Consider the following 23,473-nt stretch of genomic DNA (forward strand, 5'->3'; position numbering starts at 1 on the left):
TCATGAGGGGTTTTGGGGGAATCGCAAAATAGGTTTAAAAATGCTCGAATGTGCTTTTGCGCAGGGTTATGGCAAGGCGGCATATGCACTTGGTGTGACAATTGACGGGGATGACAAGAATCTTGATGAAGGCTATGGCCACGCCCTTAGAGTCCTGCATGAAGGCGTCAAAATGGGGTGCGAAAAGTGCGCAAATTATCTTTCCTCCAGTTTTCGCCACCATGATGACCCTCTTACCAATAATTTCATCGACACCGCCCGTTCCGAACGTTACGGTGCTTTAGGCGATGCGCTCTACCACAACCCCGATCTGCGTTTCCCCAACCTGGATAAAATCCTGCCCCTGCCCCCCGCAACACTCCCCCAATGGGACAGCAAGATCGAATCCCTGATCAACGCCGCCAAGCCGGTCATGCCTGCGCCGCCACCGCCGGCAGCCACGCCAGGGGCTAATCTTTCCGGCCGCGCCCACATTCCGCAACAGCCAGAGCCACAAGCATTAGCCGCTCGCGTACATAGCCACCTCCTGCAACCGACGATAGCGGCAGAGCAACCATTGAAATCCCTGGTGAACTGGCGTTGGCGGCAGACTGCCGTGCTGCGGGAACGGCGTCTTCCAGAGCCGGGTAAAGATTGCCTGGTGGACGTCGGCAGTCATATGGCGACGCGACAGCTAGTGGAAGCAGGGGGACGGTCTTTGGGATGACGTCATAAGGTCGGAGGAAATCCGCTTAGCGCATTCATTTCGTCATATTTTATTTCGAATACTTTTGAGAATATTTTGTATGCCAGCTTCTTTAGACACAAATAAACAAAATCCTCCTCCACTTGGGGACGAGGCTAATTTGCCGGTAGCAACTGAGCTTCCGGCAAAGACGCCGCCGATAGCAGATGCACCTCAACCGGCAGCGAACGATATTGTCCCGGATGACCTGCAAATCGACGTTATCGTCCACGCCGCCACTGAAACGACCGAGGACTTTCTCAACCGTCTGGCGCAGGTCAAAGGCAGCAATAATCCTTTGTACGAAGCAGCCAAGCCGCTGTTGCTGACGCTGGCCAAGATGCGCAAGATGCAGCTCGAAGATGGCGTCCAGGTGGAGGCTTTCCGTCAATTATTGATGCGTGAGGTGATTAGTTTTCAAACGTTGTGCACCAAAGCCGATATCAAGCGCGAACACGCGACCACTGCCAGTTACTGCATCTGCACTGCGCTCGATGAAGCGGCCAGCAGCACCAAATGGGGAGGCGGCGCGGGAAAAGGCGACGTCGGTCCCTGGGCGTCGGACATGCTGGCTAAAACATTTCACGGCGATACGGATGGCGGCAAAAAAGTGTTCTTGCTGGTTGGCCGTCTGGCAACGCAGCCGGAAGAGCATCTCGATTTGCTGGAACTGCTGTATTACATCCTTAGTTTAGGATTTAAAGGGCAATACATCGTGGCTGACAATGGCCGTCAGCAGCTGGAAACGATACGACACCGCTTGTACTCACTGTTTCGGGCAGGCCGCGAACCCGTTTCGCGTGAACTATCGACGCATTGGCAAGGCGAGGGCGCCGGCAAATTCAAACTGTTGCGCAGTGTTCCGGTTTGGGTGACGACGGCTGTATTCGGGCTGCTGCTATTGGCTGTGTTTGCCTGGTACAAATATCAATTGGTTGCAGAGCAGAATCAGGTCGAGGCCAATATCGTGGCGATCGGTAAAATGACGCCGCCTCCGGTTCCGCCGCCGGCGTCGTTAAAACTGGCGCAGTTGCTGAGAGATGAAATCGCAAGCGGCCAGGTCACCGTCGATGAAGATGCCAAGCATAGCGCTGTGATCTTCAAGGGCGACGATATGTTTATCCCGGGGCAAGCGACGGTGAATCCGAAGATACTGCCGTTGCTCAATAAGGTGGCAGGTGAAATTGCCAAGGTATCCGGTACGGTACAGGTCATCGGCCATTCCGACAATCAGCCTATCAAGACACGCAAGTTCCCGAATAATCAGGCGCTTTCGGAAGAACGTGCAGCCAGGGTTGCCGATGTTCTGCAAGTCAGCGGTGTAGTGCCGGGTCGCCTGGAGATTATTGGCCGAGGCGATAGCCAGCCGTTAACCGCTAACGCTACGGCGGTTGATCGGGCCAAGAACCGGCGGGTTGAAATCATCGTCGGACAAGGCAACGGTGCTACGGGTGTCGCTGCTGTTGCACCCGCCGCTACGCCATCCACACTTTCGTCTTCCTCTGCCGCCTCGGCAGTCGCGGCAACTTTACCGCGCTGATCGGAGCATACCTTTATGTCAAAATTTTTCTCTTCCGCTTTTTTTCGTTATACGTTGGCGCTGGTCGCCATGTTGCTGGTGGGCGTTGTGCTCTGGTTTGTTGGCCCGTTGTTAGCTTTTGGCGGACTGCGTCCGCTCGAAACGGTGGCGATGCGGGTCACCGTTATCGTCATGTTGCTGGTATTCCTGCTCGCCTTGTTACGGTTTGTGCCGATGCATATGGCGGGTATTGCCGCCCTATGCTTGTTGATTTGGCATGGCGGGCCGTTATTGGCTATCGCTGCAGCACAACCGCTAGCATCAGTGTTGGTGCGGGTTACAGCTATCTGCGGAATCGTTTTGATGTATGCGCTGTATTGGGGCTATCGGTTGTGGGATAGAGCCAGCGACAGTGAAGATTTCCGAGCGTCGTTGTTTCGTAAGAAAGCCGACGGCGATACATCCAAATCCATCGATCAGCAGGGTATCAAAGCCATGCAGGGCGTGGTTGCGCGTTCGTTGACGCAGTTGAAATCGATGCGTGCTGGTGTTGGCGGTATTCGCCGCCTGCTCGAAGGCAAGCGCTATCTGTATGACTTGCCTTGGTATATGGTGATCGGTAAGCCAGGTACGGGGAAAACCAGCGCCTTGGTGAATTCCGGTTTGAAATTTCCACTTGGGGCACAGATGAGTGCGGCATCAGAGCAACTGATACTGGCAGGCCAAGGGGGTACCGCGAATTGTGACTGGTGGTTCACCAATGAGGCGGTGGTGATCGATACTGCCGGGCGTTACACCAATCATGAAATCAAGCCGGAACAGGACAAGGCAGAATGGCATGATTTTCTTGGGTTGTTGCGCAAGCACCGCACCAGAGCACCGATTAACGGTGCGATTGTGACGCTCGATATCGGTGACGTAATCATGCTGAATGCCTCTGACCGCTTGGCCTATGTCGGGCAATTGCGCGAGCGCCTGGCTGAACTGCGCACTGAATTAGGGATTCGTTTCCCGGTCTATGTGATGGTCACCAAGATGGACTTGCTGGAGGGGTTTAACCAATACTTCCGGTCGCTGACCGCCGAGGGGCGAGCCCAAGTATGGGGTTTTACCTTGCCGTATGCCGGCTCTGGGAAGACTGCCAGGGCAAGCGATAGCATCACCTTGGAAAGCCAGTTGCAGACCGAATTGCAAAAACTCGGTAAACGTCTGGAAGACGGCGTCGCGGCACGTTTGCTGGAAGAATTCGATGAAGATGCGCGTGATGCCTTGTTTGCGCTGCCGCAAGAATTTTCGGGTTTGCTGCAACCATTAGTGCAACTTATCGATGCGCTGTTCCAGAATTCGCGCTACGACAGCACAGAATTGAATCATGCGTTGCGAGGCATGTATTTCACCAGTGCTGCACAAACCGAAATCAAGCTCCCGGCCAATCCGCTGACCTTGCCGCAACGCTTGTTCCTGGCCATCATGGGCAAGAAGTCTGCGACGGCAAGCAGTGCGGTCAATCCAGCTGAAGGCTCCAGCGCAGGCGATATCGAAAGCGTTGCGCCGATTATTCAGACAGCGGCCGATTCGCGGGAGAGGCAAGCTAAAAGCAACCGCAGCTACTTTCTCTCCGATCTGTTTACCAAAGTCATCATCCCGGAAGCACATCTGGTGCGTCCGAATCTGCGTTGGGAATTCCGCTTCCGCATGTTGCGGCTGATCGGCCATGTACTGGCGATCGTGCTCTTCCTGTGGTTCGTCAGTGCGGTAATCGTATCGTTTAATAACAACCACGATTACTTGCGCGCCGTCAATGACAAGGCCGCTAAACTGAAGCACCGGGTGAGCAGCCTGTTTGCCAGTTCAGGACCGGAAAAAATGCTGGCCGTACCCGATACGCTGACGGCGGCACAAGAACTGCCACTGTTTCGCGGTCTGGATCTGGGCGATCCATCGGGCGCATTCGGCTATGGCTTGTATAGCGCTGCGCCGGTGGCCGAGGCAGCGCACAATACCTATGCCTCGCTGCAAGACAGCTTGTTGTTGCCGCAGATACTGCAACGCATGGAAGAGGTGCTCGCGGCTGCGATACGCAACCAGGATACCAAGACGGCGTACGACACCTTGCGGGTCTATCTGCAATTGCACGACAAGGCGCGGTACAAGGCCGCCGATGTCAAGGCCTGGGTTCAAAACGATTGGGCGGCGTCCGATAGTGCCGCGATTTTTGGCGGCCGGGCGTCGATGATCAGTCACGTCAACCAGTTGTTTTCAGGTAGCCGTGTGGTGCATTCGCCGTTTCTTCAAAATGAAACCTTGATTCTGGACGCACGCAAATTTTTGGATGGCAATCCATCGACGCAGCGCTTATATGAACGGGCCAAGGCCGACATGTCGCAGGAAGCGCCGCAGGAATTTGCGTTGACGCGCGCGGTCGGTCCGCAAGCCGGAACGGTGTTTATCCGGGCATCGGGCCAGCCGCTTGATAGAGGTATTCCTGGCTTGTTTACTTATGACGGCTATCATGATCTGTTCAGCAAGCGTTTGCCGGAATTTGTCGCCAAGGCGCAAATCGACGACGCGTGGGTGATGGGGCACGCTCAAGACCGCAATTTGGCCCTCGCTCAAAAAAAAACTCAAGCCATCGCCAGTTCAGTGCTTGAGGATGACGCTGTGACGCAGGATATCCGCCGCCAATATCTGGAAGAGTATACGCAGCAGTGGTCTGCATTTTTGGACGATATTCGCACTGTCACCGGCAGTAATCTGAGCTTTGATTTGACGGTGCTGCGTGCCTTTGCAGCACCGGACTCGCCATTGTCCCGTCTGGCGCGGGCGGCGGCGCGTGAAACCACCTTGTCGCGGCCATTGGACGCTAAGAGCGAAGAGGATAAAAATTTTCTGGATAAGGCAACTGAGCAACTCAGTAAAAAAGGCCGGGATGTACTCGGCATCAGTCCGCAGGAACAGCAAGAAAAGGAGTTGGTCGATAATCGCTTCGCGGCCCTGCGCGAGATCGTCACAGGGCAAGCCGACGCCGGCCGCTCGCAAGCCGCGCAAGCAGGCAGTGGCGGCAAGCCTGGCCTGGATAATATTGCAGGTCTGCTCAACGAGTATTACACCTTGCTGGTGGTGGCGGACGCTGCATTGAACGCCAACAGCCTGCCGCCCGGCAGCATCGAAGCCGGCATGAAATTGAAATTGGAAGGAGACAAGCTGCCAGCGCCGTTCAAGTCTATTCTGACCGCCCTGGCCGATAGCGGCACCCAAAAAATTGCCGATGGCGCCGCCACCATTCTGCGCGGACAGGCGCAACAGCAGGTGGACCGGATCAACAACATGCTGGCGTACCAGGTCAGCGATGCCTGCAAGCGCGGCATAGAGGGCCGTTATCCGTTTGCGGTCAGCACGCAAGATGTCTCGATTGACGACTTTACCCGGGTGTTTGCCGCGGGTGGCGCCGCCGACGATTTTTTCCAGAAGCAATTGGCGCCGTTCGTCGACATGAGTGTGCGGCCATGGCGCTACAAAAGCTCGGCCATGGCCAATCCGATGTCGCCGGCGGAGGCACTGGCAACCGGCATGGCGCCTGCCGTCGCGGCGACACCGAACGGCGGCCTGGGCGCCGTCGCGAACGGTCCTACGCTACTTGGAGAGCTGCTCAAATTGCTGGCGCTGCAAGGTCCGAATCCCGATGCGTTCTTTCGGATGCAGGCAATCCGTGAGGCGTTCTTCAGAGATCCCGGCGGTAAAAAAATGGCTTGGAAGGTCGATATGAAAGTGTCTGAAATTGATCCTACCATCACCGAATTGATCATGGATATCGATGGACAGGTACAGCGTTATGCGCATGGCCCGATACGCGCCATGACGGTCAATTGGCCCGGTCCGCGTGGCGGCGTATCCGCCGAATTGACGGCAACTCCGCGCATCCGTCCTGATACATCGACCATTGCCGCCAGCGGCGCTTGGGCATTGTTCCGCTTGCTGGATCGCGCCAAGATGGTTGATTCTGCCTCCAACGGAAAATCGGTGGCTAAGTTTGATTTCGATGGGCGCAAGCTTGCGCTGGAGTTGAATAGCGGCAGCCAGACTAATCCGCTGACCTCGGATTTGTTCAAGGGATTTTCGTGCCCGGGAAGCCGCTCATGAGTTTATGGTTGCCGCAATTTCTCCAGGACGGGCTGCTCAGTCCGCCGGCATTGTGGGGAAAATTGCCAAGCCGGGGCGATTTTATCCGGCATCAGCTCAAGCACAATCAGGGAGAGGCGCTGCAGGCATGGATTGCTGCGCAGTTGCGTTCGCAGGCAGAGTCGGAGCAGGCGCTGGAGCGACCCGAGGTGGGCCATGCCGAGCTGCCGTGGTGCTTTGTGCTGCCGCCGGGAAGCCTGCCGTTTGCCGTCAAACAATATGTCATTGGTGTGTGGATGGCGTCATCCGATAAGGTCGGGCGTCAGTATCCGCTGGTGATGATGCAAACCGCTGCGCCGCGTTGGATCCGGGAGTATTTTTCCCGCCACGCGGAACAACCGTGCGATTGGCTGTTTGCGGTCGCCCGAGCGCTGGCGAACACAGTGCGTGCCGATAAGGCGCAATGCAATATGGCTGTCGACGGCCAACCGCCGATAGACCATTTACAGGTATTGATGATGCAAATCGACCATGCGTGGCAAACCATGCGTCCTGACTGGCGGCAGATAGCAGGGCGTTCAAGCATGAGATTCGATGCTCGACACGCGCAAGCGGTGGCCGCAGCATCTGACGCCGAAGATCCGGTGCGTGACCTGGATGGCGTGCGTTACCTGCCGTGGGCAGATTGGCCGCAGCGTCTGACGCGCTCCGCCATGAATGCAACGCCGCAAGCGGCATTCTGGCAGCAAGATCTGAAGGGCAGATTTGTCGCCGCAACCACCAGTCTGCGACCCTGATATGAACGGCTTGGAATTGATGGGTCATGACAGCACTGACGACAATGCCGGCGCGGGCAAGATGAAATGAGAGAAAGCATGAAGCACGATTTATGTTTGCGTGTGGTTCAACAATACGGCGTTCACACAGCCCGCGACGCTACCGTCACGTTCATCGAGGATGGTTTGCTTGACGCGGCCAGATTCCGTGATGTGTTGCCAGAGGCCGAATTTTCCTGCTTGGTCTATGCTCAATGCAGCGTCCGCTGGCAGTCTTTGGGGCCAGCCGCGGCGTGGTGGTTGCAACACGGGAGCCGGACTTGGGCTTGCGCTGTCAATGACGTGCCGTTGGCCTGCGGCCAGGCAGTGATGCTGCATGTCGGTGATCATATCGAGCTTGGCATGTTACGCCTGGAAGTAGCGGGCCCGCCTGGCATGGGGACGGTTTCCGCATCGATTGCGCAAGTTGGTCAAATTGAATTGAATCGGCAATGCCGATCCAGCGCAATCGCAGATCAGTCTACCCCGGCGGACAATGCCGATACGCCGCCTTTTGCGCTGGTCGATTTGGCCGATAGTGACGGCTGCGCCCAATGGAATGGCAACGCCGACCCGTTTGACATCATCCGTGCGCTTGAATTGCCGGCACACGGTTTGCCGATCACCGCCGATGCCTTTGACGAGGTTGCTCCCGGCCATGCGGGCAGCCAGCGCAGCGCCATGCGAGCTGACGATGTGATGAATCAGCTGGCTAAAGAATATATCCGGACAATTGTCGATCCAGCCTCGCTGCATGCACAACGCATGGCAGAAATTCACGCTGCAGTCGTGGTGTCGACAGTCGAGACGCCGGAGCAGCTTGCCGCTAAAACGAAAGAGCACGATACGCTTGAAGATATTGTATCGGGCCGACTGGAAATGGATCAGGTGTTGCTCCATTTCGGGACGGAGGAAGTTTTCCTCGGTCTGCCAGGAACCAGTCAGGACGATGTCTTGCATTTTTTTGCCGGCGACATTTTGCCTGCCAGCCGTCGCGCGCGGCCACCCGCATTGACCCGACGCGAACATCACGCGATCAGCCCGGATAGCCATTATTCACTGGCGGTGAGCGATAACAGAGGCAATAGCGACGGAGAAAAGTCATGCAACGAGTAAGCCGGCACAAAGTTCTACCGACGGAGCCCAAGAGTGAAAGCAAGACGCGGCCCTACGCCCATTTATTGCCGACACTATTTGACCGGCTGCGCGACGATGCGCCATTGAGAAATGTCGAGGCGCCTGGAGAGTACACGGTGTCGCGTCAGCAAATGCGCGAGATTGTGCAACGTGATCTGGCGTATTTGTTAAATACCGGAAATATGGAAGACTTGATCGATCGTAAGCGCCATCCGGAAGCGGCAGCGTCCACCGTCAATTTCGGGCTGCCGGCGCTGGCCGGCGGTTATCTGTCGGAAGGCAAATGGGCCAATATCGAAAGCTTGATTCGCCGCGCCATTGCCGATTTCGAGCCGCGTCTGATACCTGCTTCGTTGCAGGTGACGCCATTGATGAAAGACGGGAGTTCCAATCACTACAATGTGTTGCTGTTTGAAATTCGCGGCCAGATTCGCATGGATCCGTATCCGATGGCGTTTATGGTGCAGAGCGCAGTCGATCTGGAAACCAACCGGATGTCGATTGTTTCTACGCGGGCGCGGTGATCGTTCAGGCCATTCGTACGTCAGCCAGACGTGCAGTTGAAATTTTTTAAAAGACCAGCATGGATCCACTCTTACTTGATTATTACAACCGTGAACTTGTCTATATGCGTGAGATGGCGGGCGAGTTTGCCCAGCAGCATCCGAAAATCGCCAAGCGTCTCGGCATGCATGGCACCGAGGTGGCCGATCCGTATGTAGAACGTCTGATCGAAGCATTTTCGTTCATGTCGGCGCGTACCCAGATCAAGCTCGACGCCGAGTTCCCGCGCTTCACGCAGCGCCTGCTGGAGGTGATATATCCGAATTACATCTGTCCGACGCCGTCGATGGCGGTGGCGCAGTTGCATCCTAGCGCGCAGGAGGGGGATTTCAGCAAGGGCTTCCGGGTACCGCGGCAGACTGCATTCAAAGCTAAAATTCCACACGGCGAACAGACTGCGTGCGAGTTTCGCAGCAGTCAGGACGTGGTGTTGTGGCCGATCGGGATTGCAGAGGCAAAATTGACGGCTGCGCCGCCGGATATTCCGCGACTGGATCGTCATCTGCCTGCACATGTGCAGGTGCAGGGCGCACTGCGCTTGAAGTTGCGGATTACCGGCGAGATGAATTTCTCCGCCTTGCAGGGCTTGGATCGCTTGCCGATCTATCTGTGCGGTGATGAGGGAATAGCTTCGCATTTGTTTGAGTTGCTGCACACTGCGGCGGTTGCGACCTTCATCAATATCCCGGGCGATGCGCTGCGGCCGCATGTAGTCACGCGTGATGCGTTGGTGCATGAAGGACTGGCTCCAGACCAGGGCTTGCTGCCGCTGGCATGGAACACGTTTCATGGCAACAATCTGTTGCATGAATATTTTGCTTGCCCGAGCCGCTTTTATTTCTTTGCGCTGACGCAACTGGCGCCCGGCATGGCGCGCATCGATGCGCGGGAAGTCGAGATTATTGTGTTGTTGTCGAAGCCACCCGGTGCGCTGGTCGGCAATGTCGACGCCAAGCAGTTTGCCTTGCATTGCACGCCGGTGATCAATTTATTCCCGCATCGCACCGATCGGGTCGAGATCAATACTGCGCAGTCGGAATTTCATCTGGTGCCGGACCGTGCCAGACCGATGGATTACGAAGTGTTTTCGGTAGGCGAGATTCACGGACAGATGACGGATACGTCGGCGCCGATGAAGTTCCGGCCGATGTTCCAGACCTTGAACCAGGACGAAGGTAATTTCGGACGCTATTTTTCGCTGCGGCGCGAACGCAGGCTGGCTTCACACGCCGCGCGCAAGTATGGCACGCGCACGCCTTATACCGGCACCGAGGTCTTTCTGTCGCTGGTCGATCAGAACGACGCGCCGTATAGCGAGCATATTCGCTATCTGTCGGTGCAGGCTTTGGTCAGCAATCGCGATTTGCCGGGAGTGGTGCCGCGCAACGGCGTATCCGACTTGAGTGTTGCCGATTCGATTCCGGTCGCCGGTGTCGGCCTGATTCGGCCGCCGAGCACGCCGCAAGCGCCGTTCGCGGAACGCGAGCATGCATGGCGCTTGATCCGTCAACTGGGATTCAATTATCTGCCGCTGGCGAACATGGCCGGGCGCGAGGGTGGCCAGGCGTTGCGCGATCTGCTGCGGCCGTTCGTGGTCGGCGGCGACTCGGCACAGATGCGGCAAGTGCAGAGCCTGATCGGCTCCGACATCGAGCCCGTCACGCGCCGCCTGCCCGGCAATGGCCCGCTGGTCTATGGCCGCGGCGTAGCATGCCGTATGACGGTGGATGAAACCGGCTTTTCCGGAACCAGCCCCTATCTGTTCGGCCTGATCCTGGAACATTGGCTATCCCGGCACGTGTCGATCAATGTCTTTACCCAAACCGAACTGCATTCGATGCAACGCGGCATGGTGGCGCGTTGGCCGGTGCGCATGGGTGGCCGGGGAGTGGTTTGATGGATATGCCGGTTCGAAAGGACGGTGCTGCTGCCGGCGGTGAAACCGCGCTGCAGTATCGCTTGATTGCGGCGCAAGCGTATCCCTGGCAACACAGTTTTACGACACTGCTGCGCTATCTGGCGGCACGGCATGCCGCTACCATGCCGTCTGTCGGCAAGGCCGTGCGACCCTCGGAAGAACCGTTTCGTCTTGGTCAGCAGCCTACATTGACTTTTGCATCGCGTGAGATTGCGCATGTGGAGCTCAAGCATACCGGCGCGCATATCAGTTTATTCAGTCTGGGCATGCTGGGGCCCAACGGGCCGCTGCCGATCCACTTTACCGAAATTGCCAAAGACCGGTTGGACAACCGGCACGATGCGACGCTGGTGAAATTCCTGGATATTTTTCATCATCGGGCGATGACGCATCAGTACCGGGCATGGGCGCAATCGCAGTCTGCCGCCGGACTTGATCGTGCCGACGACGAGGGATTTTCTCGCTACGTCGGCCGTCTGGCCGGCAATGATCCGGTTGATATCGGCTTTTCGCCGTTGCCGTCCCATGCGCGCATGGCTGCTTCTGCGCATCTGGTGAGGGAGTCGCGGAACCCTGACGGGTTAGCGGCAACGCTCGCGCATTATTTTGGCGTGCCGGTGCGGATTGGTGAACATATGCTGCACTGGATCAGTGTGGCGCCGGAAGAGCATACCCGCCTGGGTGTGGCGTCGGTGGCGGCCGTGATGGGTGAGGGCGCATTGGCCGGCGAGATGGTGCCGGACCGGCAGCACAAGTTTCGTATTGTTATTGGCCCCTTGAGCTTGTCTCAGTATTTACGATTCACGCCAAACGGCCGGGATCTGCCGATATTAGTCGAGTGGGTACGCGCCTTCGTCGGTTTTGAGTATGTGTGGGATGTTGAGCTAATCGTCAAATCGAAAGCAGCGCCCGGCGCTCGTATCGGCGCCGAAGAACGACTCGGCTGGTCTACCTGGCTGGGAGACGGCAGTACGGAAGAGGCTGTTACCGGGATGATTTTTGAACCTGAGCAGTATGTGCACCCGAACCTGAACATTAGGCAGAAAAATGATGAATCTTAAAGAACAGATGCTGGCACCATTTGATGGCATGCCGCCACTGTCCGCAAGCGAGCCGTGCGGCCCCAATCTTGAATACGACCCCGAATATGTGATGCTGATGGCCAAGGCTGCGCCTAAGGGAGACGCTCAGTATGGTGATTTCATCGGCGCCGCCGAGGCGCCCAATTGGAGCGAGATCGAGCGCGACTGCCGTCGCGTGCTGCTGCGTAGCCGCGATATCAATATCCTGGTGCTGCTGTTGCGCTGTCGCACGCATATCGCGCAAGCGGCGGGATTGCGCGAAGGGTTGGCCCTGCTGCTGGCAATGCTGGAGCAATATCCGGATACGATTCATCCGCAAGCAATCATCGAGGGCGAGTTTGACTTGACAGTACGTGCCAATGCCCTCGCGACGTTGATCGATCCGGAGGGAATGCTGAGCGATATCCGTGAAATCACCTTGACCAAAAACAGCGCCATGCGTTTGCAGGTACGTGACGTGGAACGTGCGTTTGCCATTCCAAGACCGGTCGATGCGCTGTCAGTGGCATCGGTACTGCAGCAAATCAACGATTTGCATCGCAGCAACGACAGTAGTGCGAGGGCGTTGGCCGAGGCAGCTCAACTGAGTGTGCGCCTGCAAGCTTGGGTCACAGATAAATTGGGCGGCCTGGCGCCGGACTTGAGCGCATTGACAGGGCTGGTTGGCGCATTCATCAGGAAGGAACTGTCGCCGGCAGTCCAGTCCTCATCGGAGCGCGCGCCTAAGGTATTGGCCTGTGCAGCGGATGCCGCTGACGTCCCGCAGGCCGGTTCTGCCGAACGGCCCTGTTTCTCATTGTCGCCAGGTGAATTCATGCAGCCTGCCGATTGGACGCAAGGCCGTGACGCCGCATTGCAAGCGATGATAGAAGCGCGAACGTGGTTTGAACAGGCCGAGCCTAGCAGCCCGGTTGCGGTGCTGTTGCGGCAAGCGGAAAAATTGGTGGGTAAGAGATTTGCAGAAGTCGTGCAGTGCATCCCGCTGGAACTTCTGGAACGGTGGGATCAGGAACACACTGCGGGTAATTGACAAGGCGTCGACATCTAATCCCACTGTGGGAAGCTGAAAAAAACTCAACCGGAACTGCGCATGAACGGAAATCTTCCCCTTATTCTGACCTGTTTTTCTGCTGGCTTGCTTGGTGCCGCTGCTGGTGCAATGCTGGCTTGGTGGTTGGAGCGCGCATGGATCGAGGCCAAGTTCGAGGGCAGGCTTGAGGCCAAGCTTGAGGCTAAACTTGAAAAGCGGCTGCAAGCGGCCCTCGCGCCACTGTTGCAGTCGCAAGCCGAGCAAGAACGGCTTGCCGCCCAGAATGAGGAACGCCATGCGTCTGAACTGCAGATGGTTCTGCAGGCGCTGGCTAAACAAACGGGGAAATCTGCGTCCTTGCCTTTGACTGAACGCCGGTTGCCGCATTCCCTCGCATCGCCGCAACGGCCGCAATCTGTGGCGACTCCGCCAAATTCGTCATCCCTGATTCCAGGGCCGGCGTCAGCCTCTACAGCGATCGCAGTTCGTCCTCCCGAGTTGCCGCGTGCGCCGATCGTGCCGCACGAGCCTGTCCAAATTGAGGAAGAGCCAACGCGCGAACTCACGGACGAAGAACTTGATGCAATGCCTCCCGAGTTGCCCACGGCTGAAAAGCCGCGAAAACGGATAATGCCGACACCGAAGAAACCGACGTTTCGCAGTTTGTAAGCCACCTCTCAGAATATGCGCAAATCCTGAATTCAAAATGCAACGGCGGGAAACTCGACAGCCTCGATAAATTGCTTGAGAGACGGGGAAATTTCCTTGTCGCGCCAGATGCACAATGATTCGGATCGAATCGTGCTCTCGGTTAACGGTATATAAACGACATGGGTAAGAGTGGATTTTTGCATCGAGAGCGGCACCAATGCGATGCCCATGTTCTTTCCTACCAGACTGACGATCGTCAGCCAGTGCCTTACCTCGTGCCTGATGTGCGGACTGAATCCGGCGTTGATGCACAAGGCGACGATGCGGTCGTGGTAATGCGGCGACACCGAACGCGGAAACAGCACGAACGGTTCGTCCGCCAAATCCTGCAGATCGATGCTGCTTCTTTTGCTGTAGCGATGGTTGGCAGGCAAGCAACAGACAAACGGTTCTTCCAGCAGCTGCCTGGATTGGATTTCGGCCGGCAAGTGCCCGGAGTGAATGAAACCGATATCGATCTGCTCGCGCCGTACCGCCTCGATCTGTTCCGTCGTATTCATTTCGCGCAAGACGACATCGACATGCGGATTGTCTGTTTGGAATGCGCTGATCGCTTCCGGCAGGCCGCGAAACAGCATGGCGCCGACGAAGCCGACTTTCAGGCGCCCTTCGATGCCCTGGCCGACGCGGGTTGCCAGTTCTTCCATATCCGCCGCATGTTTCAGCAATGTGCGCGCTTCGTTATACAGGACCGCACCGGCGCTGGTCAGGGCAACTGTCTTGTTGGTGCGGGTCAGCAACAGCAGGCCCAGATTTTTTTCCAGTTGTTGAATGCTTAAACTCAACGGTGGTTGGGAAATATGCAATTTTTCGGCGGCACGCCCAAAATGCAATTCCTCTGCCACCGCAACAAAATAGCGTAGCTGACGTAAATCCATGACAGGCATCCTCGAAGCCGGGCAACGCTTCCATCATACATTTTCCATATCGAACAATGCGAAATATGTATTTTATTTAAATCGTCGGTCCTTCAATAATGAAGCATAACTAGAGGAGACCGAGATGCCTGAAACATCCCAAGCAGCTGCATTGCCGGCGATTCCGGACAGCCGCGGCACTAATCTTTATGTGGCCGATACGGCGCTGGCGGATCTGCTGCGAATCTATCTGCCGGCAGACGTCCGTCAACATCTTGAGCCGCACCTGCGCCGGCTCGGAGCCCAAGCCGGCGGTCAGCTCGACGAGCTGGCACTGTCTGCCGACAAGAACCCGCCGACTCTGCAGCACCGGACGCGGGCCGGGCAGAATGTCCAGAAAATCAATAAGCACCCGGCGTATGTCGAACTTGAGCGGGTGGCCTATTCGGAGCTCGGCCTGGCGGCGATGACTCATCGCGGCGGCGTGCTGGACTGGCCCGCGCCGTTCCCGCCGCTGGCGAAATATGCGCTGACTTTCCTGTTCGTGCAGGCCGAATTCGGGCTCTGCTGCCCGGTCAGCATGACCGATTCCCTCACCAGTACCTTGCGCAAATTCGGCAATCCTGAGCTGGTGGCGCGCTTCCTGCCGCAGCTCACCTCACTCGATTTCGACGAACTGTACCAGGGCGCCATGTTCATGACCGAACAGGGCGCCGGTTCTGATGTGTCTCAAGTGTCGACCCGCGCCTATCGCGCCGGCGACGACTGGAAGCTGAGCGGCGACAAATGGTTCTGCTCTAATCCGGACGCCGGCCTGGCGATGGTGCTGGCGCGGCCGGAAGGTGCGCCGGACGGGATCAAGGGGCTGGGATTGTTCCTGCTGCCGAAAACCCTGCTTGACGGCAGCCGCAACAGCTACCGCATCATCCGCCTGAAGGACAAGATGGGCAGCCGCTCGATGGCCAGCGGTGAAATCCAGCTGGAAGGCGCTACCGCCTATCTGGTGGGCGAGCTGGGACGCGGTTTTAATCACATGGCGGACATGATCAACATGTCGCGTCTGTCGAATGGCGTGCGCGCTGCCGGCCTGATGCGGCGTGCGGTTGGCGAGGCCTTGTTCATCGCTCGCAATCGCAAGGCGTTCGGCAAGCAGTTGATCGAGATGCCGCTGATGCAGCGGCAATTGTTGAAAATGATGTTGCCGGCTGAACAGGCGCGTTCCATGTTCATGCAAACCGCCAGCTGCATGGAGCGTGCCGACGGCGGCGACCAGGACGCGCAGAAACTGGTGCGCATCCTGACGCCGCTGATCAAGTTCCGCGCATGCCGCGATGCCCGCAAGGTCACCGGCGACGCCATGGAAGTGCGCGGCGGTTGCGGCTATATCGAGGAATGGTCGGACCCGCGGCTGGTGCGCGACGCCCATCTGGGATCGATCTGGGAAGGCACCAGCAACATCGTAGCGCTGGACGTGCTGCGCTCGATCAAGCGCGACAACACGCTCGACTGCCTGCACGCTTATTTACGCAAACTGTTGCAGGCGCCAGGTATTCCGGCGCCATCGGCTGAGCTGCTGACACGCACGCTGGATAGCGTGGCGGCGTTGGTGGCAACGGTTGCCGCGGCGCCGGATGACGTCGACGTGCGACGCGCCGCCAGCGCCCTTTACCATATTGCCACCGCGATCTTCTTTGCCTGGGAAGCAGCGCAAAGCGGCAGCGATGCGCGGCGCCTGGCGTTTGCCCATCTGCTGTTGAAGCATCGCCTGTTGCCGGTCAATCCACTGACAGTCGCCAGCGATGCCCGGCAACAGCCGGTATGGCAGGCTTTGCTGGCCGAACAGGCGCTGCCGCTGGCAGCCGCCATGATTTTGTTGCCGGCCTAAGCCGGGTTGATACATGAACGGATCGGTGAACATGGAACAGATAGCGGGCGGTGCGTTGGCAGGCTTGAAGGTGATCGATTTGAGCCGTGTCCTGGGCGGGCCGTTTTGCGCCCAGATACTGGGCGATCATGGCGCCGACGTGATCAAGGTCGAGCCGCCGCAAGGGGATGAAACCAGGGGCTGGGGGCCGCCGTTCCAGGATGGCACCGCTTCCTATTATCTGGGCATCAACCGCAACAAGCGCGGCATCGTGGTCGACCTGACCCAGCCGGCCGGGCGCGAACTGCTGCTGCAGTTGCTGGCCGATGCCGATGTGCTGGTCGAGAATTTCAAGACCGGCACTCTGGAGAAATGGGGACTGGGCTACCAGGAAACCTTATCCAAGCGCTTTCCGAGGCTGGTCCATTGCCGCATTTCCGGCTTCGGCGCGGATGGCCCGCTGGGCGGGCTGCCCGGTTACGATGCAGTGATCCAGGCCATGGCCGGCATCATGAGCGTCAATGGCGAAAACGGCGGCGAGCCGTTGCGGGTCGGGTTGCCGGTGGTGGACATGGTGACCGGCCTGAATGCGGTGATCGGCATCCTGCTGGCGTTGCAGGAGCGGCAACGCAGCGGCCAGGGCCAGTTCGTCGAGGCTGCGCTGTACGATTCCGGCGTCTCGTTGCTGCACCCGCATCTGGCTAATTATTTCCTGTCTGAGAAGACGCCGCTGCGCAGCGGCAATGCCCATCCGAACATCGCTCCGTACGACACCTATGCCACCAAGACCACGCCGATCTACCTGGCGGTTGGCAACGATGGCCAGTTTGCCAAGCTGTGCGAGCAATTGGGGCAGCCCGGTCTGGCCACCGACAGCCGCTTTGCCACCAATGGCGCGCGCTGCGATCATCGCTCGGAGTTGAAGGCCGCGCTGGAAGGCTTGCTGGCCGAGCACGAGTGCAAGCCGGTGGCCGAACGCCTGATCCGCGGCGGCGTGCCGTGCGGGCCGGTGCTCGGCGTCGATGAAGTGGTGGCGCATCCGCACACGATACATCGGCAGATGCTGGTGAAGATCGGCGACTATCAGGGTGCCGGCGCACCGGTGAAACTGCAGCGCACGCCGGCATCCTACCGGGCCGCGCCGCCGGGATTCGGCGCCCAGACTATCGAGGTACTGAGTGAGCTTGGCATCCAGCCGGGCGAGCTGGATGTGTTGTTGAAGGACGGTGTGATAAAAGCTGCCTAGCCAGGCAATGCAGGCAATATCGCGGATGTCGCCAAGATCTTCATAGAAAGATCGACTCGCCAAAATAAAATAAGGAGACAGCAATGAAAATACAGATAACAACGTTCGCTATCGCGCTGGCGTTTGGTGCGGGCGCCAATGCCGCATGTGCCGAGGAAATCAAGGTCGGTTCTGTCATCTCGCTTAGCGGCGTCAATGCGCGCGGCGGCAGCGGCATGCATGAAGGCATGCTGACCGCAGTCGAGGCGTTCAACAAACAACAGTCCAAGCACAAGATCAAGCTGGTCACGATCGACGATGAATCGGCGCCGGCCAAGGCGATTGCTGCGGTCGAACAACTGGCCTCGCAAAACGTGGTCGGCATTACCGGCGGCGCCACCTCCGATCTGGTCGCTCCGGCTTCCACTGCGGCCAACAAAGCGGGGCTGGTCTACATCACCTCCGGCGGCACCAGCGAGGAATTCATTTCCCAAGGCTACAAGAAATTCTTCCGCATCAACAATACCAGCGGCTATGTCCGCGCCATGACCGGCATGTTTTCCGATATGGGCATCAAATCGTTATCGATCATCTATTCGACCAAAAAATCGACCAACGAACTTGCCAACGACGTCAACAAGATCATGATGGCCAAGGGAGTGAAAGTCACCCTGCATCCTTTCGATCCGGCCATCACCGATTTCAAGCCGATCATCAACAAGATCAAACTGCAGGACAGGCCGGATGCGATCAACATGCTGGGTTACGAAAACGATTACGTTGGCATCCTGCGCGCAGCCAAGGTGTTGAAGCCAAAGCTCAAGGCCTTGGTCGGCGTCTGGCAAATTGCGAACGCCAAGATGGCGACCGACTTTCCGGATCTGGTGCCTAACGTTTCCGGCACCGAGATATTGCCTTACCCGGCCGAGTTCAATAGCGCCGAGGGCAAGCAATTCGAGCAGACTTTCAAGACGCTGTATGGCAAAAATCCGGACTACTTGAACGAATACGGTTTCGTGCAGGCGATGGCGTTGTTCGAAGCCATCGCGCGCGCTGCCGACAAAGGCACGCTGAAGCAGGGCGGGCTGGCGGAGGAAATGCGCAAGACCGACCGCGAAACCTTGATAGGCCGCTTGCAATTCGACGCCAAAGGCGATAACCCGAATTTCATCCAGCATATCGGCCAGCACCAGGGCGGAAAAATCGTTATCGTCTGGCCCAAGGAATTCGCCACCGGACAGATGAAATATCCCGGCGTGCCGTGGTAACGCCATAGCCTGTCGCGGCTCCCGGCCGCGCAGGCATGCTTTCCTTCTTCATGCATTGGCAGTTTCATCGAGGCGAATCATATGTCTGAATTAATCCTGCAATCCCTGTTTTCCGGCCTGCTGACCGGCGGCTCGTACGCGCTGATTGCGCTGGGCCTGGCGCTGGTCTTCGGCACCATGAAAATCATCAACCTGGCGCACGGCGAGCTGGTGCTGCTGGCAGCCTATATTGCCTACATGAGCGAGTCATGGCTGAAAATCAACCCGGTGCTGGCGATTCCGCTGGCGCTGCTGGTGGTGTGCAGCACATCGGCCATCGTCTATTTCCTGGTGAGCAAGATCAAGAGGGATCGCGAGCTCAATTCCTTGCTGCTGACCTACGGTATCGGCATCGTCTTGACCAACGCGATTTTGCTGATCTGGAAATCGGATATCCATTCGACCGCCAACACCTGGTTCCAGCAACCGCTGGTGCTCGGTTCTCTCTACAGCATGAACAGCGAACTGGTGTTCTTTGCCGTGAGTCTGGTCTTGATGCTGGGCGGCTGGTGGTGGCTGGCCCGGAGCTGGTACGGGCGGGCGGTGCGCGCAGTGGCGAGCAATCGCGATGCGGCCAGGCTGATGGGCGTCAATCCGCAATGGACCGAGCTGATTTCGTTTATGGTATCTGGCGTACTTGCGACCTTCGCCGGGGTCGCGCTTTACAGTTCTAGCGTGATCCAGCCAGCCCTCGGCAATTCGCTCACGGTCAAGGCTTTCATCATCACCGTACTGGCCGGCGCCGGTTCGATCCCCGGTGTGCTGGTCGGCGCTGTCCTGCTGGGCGTGGTGGAGTCCCTGACCGTCACCTTGTATAGCTCTGCATTGCAGGAGCTGACCGGCATGCTGCTATTCCTGCTGGTGCTGTTCGTCATGCCGAATGGCTTGTTCGGTCTTAACCGGAGGCGTGGATGAAGCCGCTGAAATCACGCTCCATACCTTACCTGTACCTGATTCTCGCGCTGGTGATGTATGTGCTGGTGCCGCTGCTGTTTGGCAGCAACCTCTACCTGATGAGCCTGTTGGTAGCGTCGCTGACGATAGGCGGGATTGCGCTGGCCTGGGCGCTGCTCGGCAATCTGGGCGGTATGGTCAGCTTCGGCCAGGCGGCGTTCTTCGGCGTCGGCTCTTATGTGTCGGCCTTGCTGACGCTTCGGTGCGGACTGCCGGTGTTGCCGGCGATGCTGCTGGGCGGTGTCGGGGCTGCGTTGGCATCGTTGGCGATGCTGCCGGCCTTGCGCCTGAAAGGACCGTATTTTGCGCTGTCGATCTTAGCCTATGCGCAGATTTTCCGTATCCTGGCGACCGAGTTTCGAGACCTCACCGGCGGCGCCGGCGGTTTGTCCGGGATCCCTGCGCTGCCGACGCTGCCGGGTGTCGATTTGGGTAGCAAGGTTGGCGGCTATTTGATGATTCTGACCCTGGTGGCCGCTTTCGTCTGGGTGTATTACCTGATTCAAAAAAGCTATTACGGCCTCGCGCTCAAGGCTATGCACGAGTCGGAGGATGCAACCCGGGTGGTGGGCGTCAACAGCAGCTTGCTCAAGGCGCTGATGCTGCTCGTCTCGGCGTTCATGACCGGCATGATCGGCGCCTTCAATGTCCATTACATCAATTTTCTTGAGCCCGACTACGCGTTCGGATCGAGCTGGACCGTGATCCCGATCATTGCCGCGATCTTCGGCGGCTACCGGACTATCTTCGGGCCGCTGGTAGGAGCGGTTGCGGTCTACCTGATCGATCAGTTGATACTCAAGAATTTGCTTCCCTCCGGACATCAGATGATTCTCGGCGTATTGCTGGTGGCGATGATCATTTTCAGTCCGTCCGGCCTGGTGCCCTTGCTTGCTCAAAAATTCAAGAGGAAAACCCATGTTAAGGCTTGAAGACGTCACTATCCGCTTCGGCGGGCTGACTGCCGTCAACCGCGTCAGCATGGAGATTGCGAGCCACGAAGTGGTCGGCCTGGTGGGGCCGAACGGGGCCGGCAAGACCACCTTGTTCAATGCAATTTCCGGCCTGGTCAAGCCCAGCGGCGGGCAGATCATATTCGATTCGGTCAATGTGCTGAAAACCTCGCTGCATGCCCGGGCGCGCTTGGGCATCGGCCGCTCCTTCCAGATTCCGCAGCCGATGCACGAACTGACCGTGCGCGAAAACCTGCTGGTGGCGCAACGTTTCGGCACCGGCAAGGTGGTTCCCGGCAAGGTCGATGAAATCCTCGATTTCCTGGGACTGGCCGACAAGGCCGGGTGCAATGCCGCCACCGAATTGGCGCTGAGTGAACTCAAGGCGCTGGAAGTGGCCAAAGCGCTCGCCATCGCACCCAAGCTGCTGTTGCTTGACGAGGTGCTGGCCGGCCTTGAGACCAACGGCAAGCGCCGCTTCATGCAGATGCTGACCGCGCTGCACAAGAAATTCGGGATCGGCATCCTGATCATCGAACACGATATCGAAACCATCAGCAAACTGTGCAGCCGCGTATGCGTGCTGAATTTCGGCGAACTGATCGCGGACGGTACGCCGGAGCAGGTGTTCAGCGATCCACAAGTAATCAAAAGCTATACAGGTGAACAGCATGCTTGAAGTCCGCAACCTGCGCGCCGGTTACGGCGCGATCAATATCTTGTGGGATGTCTCGCTGAGCATCCCGCAGGGCAAGCTGACCACCATCATCGGCCCCAACGGCGCCGGCAAGACCACGCTGCTGCGAGCGATCATGGGCCTGGTGCCGGTGGCGCAGGGCGGCATCCTGTTCCAGGGGCAAGCGCTGGGCGGCGCCAAGACCTGGGAAATGAGCGAGCGCGGGATCAGCCTGATTCCCGAAGGACGCATGATCTTCAGGGACATGACGGTGGAGGAAAACCTGCTGATGGGCGCGTTCTCGCGGCAGCATCGGGCGCGCGCCAAGGCCAACCTGGAACTTGCCTACGACATGTTCCCGCGCCTGCGCGAACGGCGCCGCCAGCTGGCCGGCTCGATGTCGGGCGGCGAGGCGCAGATGCTGGCGATGGGGCGCGGCCTGATGTCGGAGCCGCAGCTGATCCTGATCGATGAGCCTTCGCTCGGACTGGCGCCGGTGGTGGTGCAAGACTTGTTTGAGATCCTGCAGCGCCTGAAGGATGAGGGCAGGACCATCGTCCTGGTGGAGCAGAACACGCACCAGGCGGTCGGCATCGCCGATCATGTCTACCTGATGCAGGGCGGCAAGGTGCTGTTGTCGAAGGCGGCGGCCGAGGTTGAGCTGGATGCTTTGCACGATTTGTACTTTGCCCGAGAGTAGTGGCCACCGCGTGGCGCAGCTGCGCCGCATATTCAACGCCTATGCAGTTACCTGCCCAATACCCAAATATCCACCTATCTATTAAAGGACTTGCCATGAATTCGAGCGCTACCGCAACACCCGCCAAAGCCCAGTTCTGCTGGGAAGATCCGCTGCTGCTCGATCAGCAGCTGACGGATGAAGAACGCATGGTGCGCGACGCCGCTGCAGCCTACTGCCAGGACAGGCTGCAGCCGCGCGTGCTGGAAGCGTTCCGCCAGGAACAGACCGATCCGGCGATTTTCCGCGAAATGGGCGCGCTCGGCCTGTTAGGACCGACCATTCCCGAACAGTACGGCGGCCCCGGCTTGAACTATGTCAGCTACGGCCTGATTGCGCGTGAAGTGGAGCGGGTCGATTCCGGCTATCGCTCGATGATGAGCGTGCAGTCGTCGCTGGTGATGGTGCCGATCTATGAATTCGGCAGCGAGCAACAACGCCTGAAGTTTCTGCCCAGGCTGGCGACCGGCGAGTGGATCGGCTGCTTCGGCCTGACCGAAGCCAATCATGGCTCTGATCCCGGCTCGATGGTGACGCGCGCCAGGAAAGTGGCGGGCGGTTTCAGCATTTCTGGCAGCAAGATGTGGATTTCGAACTCGCCGATCGCCGATGTGTTCGTGGTGTGGGCCAAGGACGACGAGGGCCAGATCCGCGGCTTTATCCTGGAAAAAGGCATGAAGGGCCTGTCGGCTCCGGCCATCCACGGCAAGGTCGGGCTGCGCGCATCGATTACCGGCGAGATCGTCATGGATGAGGTGTTCTGTCCCGAAGAAAACGCCTTTCCCGAGGTGCGCGGCCTGAAAGGGCCGTTCACTTGCCTGAATTCGGCACGCTACGGCATTGCCTGGGGCGCGCTGGGAGCAGCCGAGGCCTGCTGGCATATTGCGCGCCGGTATGTGCTTGATCGCAAGCAGTTCGGACGGCCGCTGGCTGCCAACCAGCTGGTGCAGAAAAAGCTGGCCGACATGCAGACTGAGATCGCTTTCGGTTTGCAAGGCTGCCTGCGCCTGGGCCGGATGAAGGATGAAGGCACGGCTGCGGTCGAAATCACCTCGATGATGAAGCGCAATTCCTGCGGCAAGTCGCTCGACATCGCGCGTGTAGCGCGCGATATGCTGGGCGGTAACGGCATCTCCGACGAGTTCGGCGTGATCCGCCATATGGTGAACCTGGAGGTGGTCAATACTTACGAAGGAACGCATGACATTCATGCGCTGATCCTGGGCCGGGCGCAGACTGGCATCCAGGCGTTTCAGTAAAGTTGTCGGCCGCTATTGAA

General features: G+C 58.2%; 19 protein-coding genes. 18 read left to right on the forward strand and 1 reads right to left on the reverse strand.

Features of this window, described 5'->3' with window-relative positions; all coding sequences use genetic code 11:
* The 10 genes from KHU33_RS09125 to KHU33_RS09170 form a co-directional block, all read left to right on the forward strand.
* Positions 1-706, forward strand: a 706-nt coding sequence (locus KHU33_RS09125) for a DUF6396 domain-containing protein (RefSeq protein WP_230414149.1), incomplete at its 5' end; no start/stop codon positions are given.
* 139 nt (positions 707-845) lie between these two features.
* Positions 846-2,264, forward strand: a complete 1,419-nt coding sequence (gene tssL, locus KHU33_RS09130; protein WP_211462534.1) for a type VI secretion system protein TssL, long form — start codon at positions 846-848, stop codon at positions 2,262-2,264.
* A 15-nt stretch (positions 2,265-2,279) separates the two neighbouring features.
* Positions 2,280-6,383: a type VI secretion system membrane subunit TssM gene (gene tssM / locus KHU33_RS09135; protein ID WP_211462535.1), complete on the forward strand. Its 4,104-nt coding sequence runs from the start codon at positions 2,280-2,282 to the stop codon at positions 6,381-6,383.
* The gene (tagF, locus tag KHU33_RS09140) at positions 6,380-7,159 is read left to right on the forward strand and encodes a type VI secretion system-associated protein TagF (protein ID WP_211462536.1); all 780 of its coding nucleotides are present in this window, start codon (positions 6,380-6,382) and stop codon (positions 7,157-7,159) included. The genes tssM and tagF overlap by 4 nt, the downstream gene beginning before the upstream one ends.
* A gap of 78 nt (positions 7,160-7,237) precedes the next feature.
* Complete coding sequence (locus KHU33_RS09145; RefSeq protein ID WP_211462537.1) at positions 7,238-8,293, forward strand: TagK domain-containing protein; 1,056 nt, start codon at positions 7,238-7,240, stop codon at positions 8,291-8,293.
* Positions 8,281-8,838, forward strand: coding sequence for a type VI secretion system baseplate subunit TssE (tssE, locus tag KHU33_RS09150; RefSeq protein ID WP_211462538.1), 558 nt, complete (start codon positions 8,281-8,283; stop codon positions 8,836-8,838). The genes KHU33_RS09145 and tssE overlap by 13 nt, the downstream gene beginning before the upstream one ends.
* Before the next feature lie 59 nt (positions 8,839-8,897).
* The gene (gene tssF / locus KHU33_RS09155) at positions 8,898-10,775 is read left to right on the forward strand and encodes a type VI secretion system baseplate subunit TssF (protein WP_211462539.1); all 1,878 of its coding nucleotides are present in this window, start codon (positions 8,898-8,900) and stop codon (positions 10,773-10,775) included.
* A 5-nt stretch (positions 10,776-10,780) separates the two neighbouring features.
* Complete coding sequence (gene tssG, locus KHU33_RS09160) at positions 10,781-11,857, forward strand: type VI secretion system baseplate subunit TssG (RefSeq protein ID WP_211462540.1); 1,077 nt, start codon at positions 10,781-10,783, stop codon at positions 11,855-11,857.
* Positions 11,844-12,908: a type VI secretion system protein TssA gene (locus tag KHU33_RS09165; RefSeq protein ID WP_211462541.1), complete on the forward strand. Its 1,065-nt coding sequence runs from the start codon at positions 11,844-11,846 to the stop codon at positions 12,906-12,908. Before tssG ends, KHU33_RS09165 begins: the two co-directional genes overlap by 14 nt.
* 60 nt (positions 12,909-12,968) lie before the next feature.
* Positions 12,969-13,577, forward strand: a complete 609-nt coding sequence (locus KHU33_RS09170; RefSeq protein ID WP_211462542.1) for a hypothetical protein — start codon at positions 12,969-12,971, stop codon at positions 13,575-13,577.
* A 32-nt stretch (positions 13,578-13,609) separates the two neighbouring features.
* Here the strand turns inward: KHU33_RS09170 and KHU33_RS09175 are convergent, their stop codons facing one another.
* On the reverse strand, positions 13,610-14,497 hold the full coding sequence (locus tag KHU33_RS09175; protein ID WP_211462543.1) for a LysR substrate-binding domain-containing protein: 888 nt from the start codon (positions 14,495-14,497) through the stop codon (positions 13,610-13,612).
* Between the two features lie 124 nt (positions 14,498-14,621).
* Between KHU33_RS09175 and KHU33_RS09180 the strand changes: the two genes are divergently transcribed.
* The 8 genes from KHU33_RS09180 to KHU33_RS09215 all read left to right on the forward strand — a co-directional run bounded on the left by KHU33_RS09180 (position 14,622) and on the right by KHU33_RS09215 (position 23,453).
* A complete protein-coding gene (locus KHU33_RS09180; RefSeq protein ID WP_211462544.1) occupies positions 14,622-16,361 on the forward strand; it encodes an acyl-CoA dehydrogenase family protein in 1,740 nt (579 codons plus the stop codon).
* A gap of 31 nt (positions 16,362-16,392) precedes the next feature.
* Entirely contained in the window at positions 16,393-17,586 is a 1,194-nt protein-coding gene (locus KHU33_RS09185) for a CaiB/BaiF CoA transferase family protein (RefSeq protein ID WP_211462545.1), read from the forward strand.
* Between the two features lie 83 nt (positions 17,587-17,669).
* Positions 17,670-18,833 carry an ABC transporter substrate-binding protein gene (locus KHU33_RS09190; protein ID WP_211462546.1) on the forward strand — a complete coding sequence of 388 codons (1,164 nt, stop codon included), beginning with the start codon at positions 17,670-17,672 and terminating at the stop codon, positions 18,831-18,833.
* 81 nt (positions 18,834-18,914) lie between these two features.
* Positions 18,915-19,787 (forward strand): branched-chain amino acid ABC transporter permease, encoded by an 873-nt coding sequence (locus tag KHU33_RS09195; protein ID WP_211462547.1) that lies wholly within the window; start codon positions 18,915-18,917, stop codon positions 19,785-19,787.
* Entirely contained in the window at positions 19,784-20,758 is a 975-nt protein-coding gene (locus tag KHU33_RS09200; protein ID WP_211462548.1) for a branched-chain amino acid ABC transporter permease, read from the forward strand. Before KHU33_RS09195 ends, KHU33_RS09200 begins: the two co-directional genes overlap by 4 nt.
* Positions 20,745-21,458 (forward strand): ABC transporter ATP-binding protein, encoded by a 714-nt coding sequence (locus tag KHU33_RS09205; RefSeq protein WP_211462549.1) that lies wholly within the window; start codon positions 20,745-20,747, stop codon positions 21,456-21,458. Before KHU33_RS09200 ends, KHU33_RS09205 begins: the two co-directional genes overlap by 14 nt.
* On the forward strand, positions 21,451-22,155 hold the full coding sequence (locus KHU33_RS09210; protein ID WP_211462550.1) for an ABC transporter ATP-binding protein: 705 nt from the start codon (positions 21,451-21,453) through the stop codon (positions 22,153-22,155). Before KHU33_RS09205 ends, KHU33_RS09210 begins: the two co-directional genes overlap by 8 nt.
* A 95-nt stretch (positions 22,156-22,250) precedes the next feature.
* Entirely contained in the window at positions 22,251-23,453 is a 1,203-nt protein-coding gene (locus KHU33_RS09215) for an acyl-CoA dehydrogenase (protein WP_211462551.1), read from the forward strand.
* Positions 23,454-23,473 lie beyond the last annotated feature (20 nt).

Origin of the sequence: Collimonas silvisoli (assembly GCF_018305005.1) — a bacterium.
Taxonomy (GTDB): Bacteria; Pseudomonadota; Gammaproteobacteria; order Burkholderiales; family Burkholderiaceae_D; genus Collimonas; species Collimonas silvisoli.

Excerpts from the sequence above, each read along its gene's own strand:
- tssM (WP_211462535.1), top strand. The coding sequence starts at position 2,280 with ATGTCAAAATTTTTCTCTTCCGCTTTTTTTCGTTATACGTTGGCGCTG.
- tagF (WP_211462536.1), top strand. The coding sequence starts at position 6,380 with ATGAGTTTATGGTTGCCGCAATTTCTCCAGGACGGGCTGCTCAGTCCG.
- KHU33_RS09145 (WP_211462537.1), top strand. The coding sequence starts at position 7,238 with ATGAAGCACGATTTATGTTTGCGTGTGGTTCAACAATACGGCGTTCAC.
- tssE (WP_211462538.1), top strand. The coding sequence starts at position 8,281 with ATGCAACGAGTAAGCCGGCACAAAGTTCTACCGACGGAGCCCAAGAGT.
- tssF (WP_211462539.1), top strand. The coding sequence starts at position 8,898 with ATGGATCCACTCTTACTTGATTATTACAACCGTGAACTTGTCTATATG.
- tssG (WP_211462540.1), top strand. The coding sequence starts at position 10,781 with ATGCCGGTTCGAAAGGACGGTGCTGCTGCCGGCGGTGAAACCGCGCTG.
- KHU33_RS09165 (WP_211462541.1), top strand. The coding sequence starts at position 11,844 with ATGATGAATCTTAAAGAACAGATGCTGGCACCATTTGATGGCATGCCG.
- KHU33_RS09170 (WP_211462542.1), top strand. The coding sequence starts at position 12,969 with ATGAACGGAAATCTTCCCCTTATTCTGACCTGTTTTTCTGCTGGCTTG.
- KHU33_RS09175 (WP_211462543.1), bottom strand. The coding sequence starts at position 14,497 with ATGGATTTACGTCAGCTACGCTATTTTGTTGCGGTGGCAGAGGAATTG.
- KHU33_RS09180 (WP_211462544.1), top strand. The coding sequence starts at position 14,622 with ATGCCTGAAACATCCCAAGCAGCTGCATTGCCGGCGATTCCGGACAGC.
- KHU33_RS09185 (WP_211462545.1), top strand. The coding sequence starts at position 16,393 with ATGGAACAGATAGCGGGCGGTGCGTTGGCAGGCTTGAAGGTGATCGAT.
- KHU33_RS09190 (WP_211462546.1), top strand. The coding sequence starts at position 17,670 with ATGAAAATACAGATAACAACGTTCGCTATCGCGCTGGCGTTTGGTGCG.
- KHU33_RS09195 (WP_211462547.1), top strand. The coding sequence starts at position 18,915 with ATGTCTGAATTAATCCTGCAATCCCTGTTTTCCGGCCTGCTGACCGGC.
- KHU33_RS09200 (WP_211462548.1), top strand. The coding sequence starts at position 19,784 with ATGAAGCCGCTGAAATCACGCTCCATACCTTACCTGTACCTGATTCTC.
- KHU33_RS09205 (WP_211462549.1), top strand. The coding sequence starts at position 20,745 with ATGTTAAGGCTTGAAGACGTCACTATCCGCTTCGGCGGGCTGACTGCC.
- KHU33_RS09210 (WP_211462550.1), top strand. The coding sequence starts at position 21,451 with ATGCTTGAAGTCCGCAACCTGCGCGCCGGTTACGGCGCGATCAATATC.
- KHU33_RS09215 (WP_211462551.1), top strand. The coding sequence starts at position 22,251 with ATGAATTCGAGCGCTACCGCAACACCCGCCAAAGCCCAGTTCTGCTGG.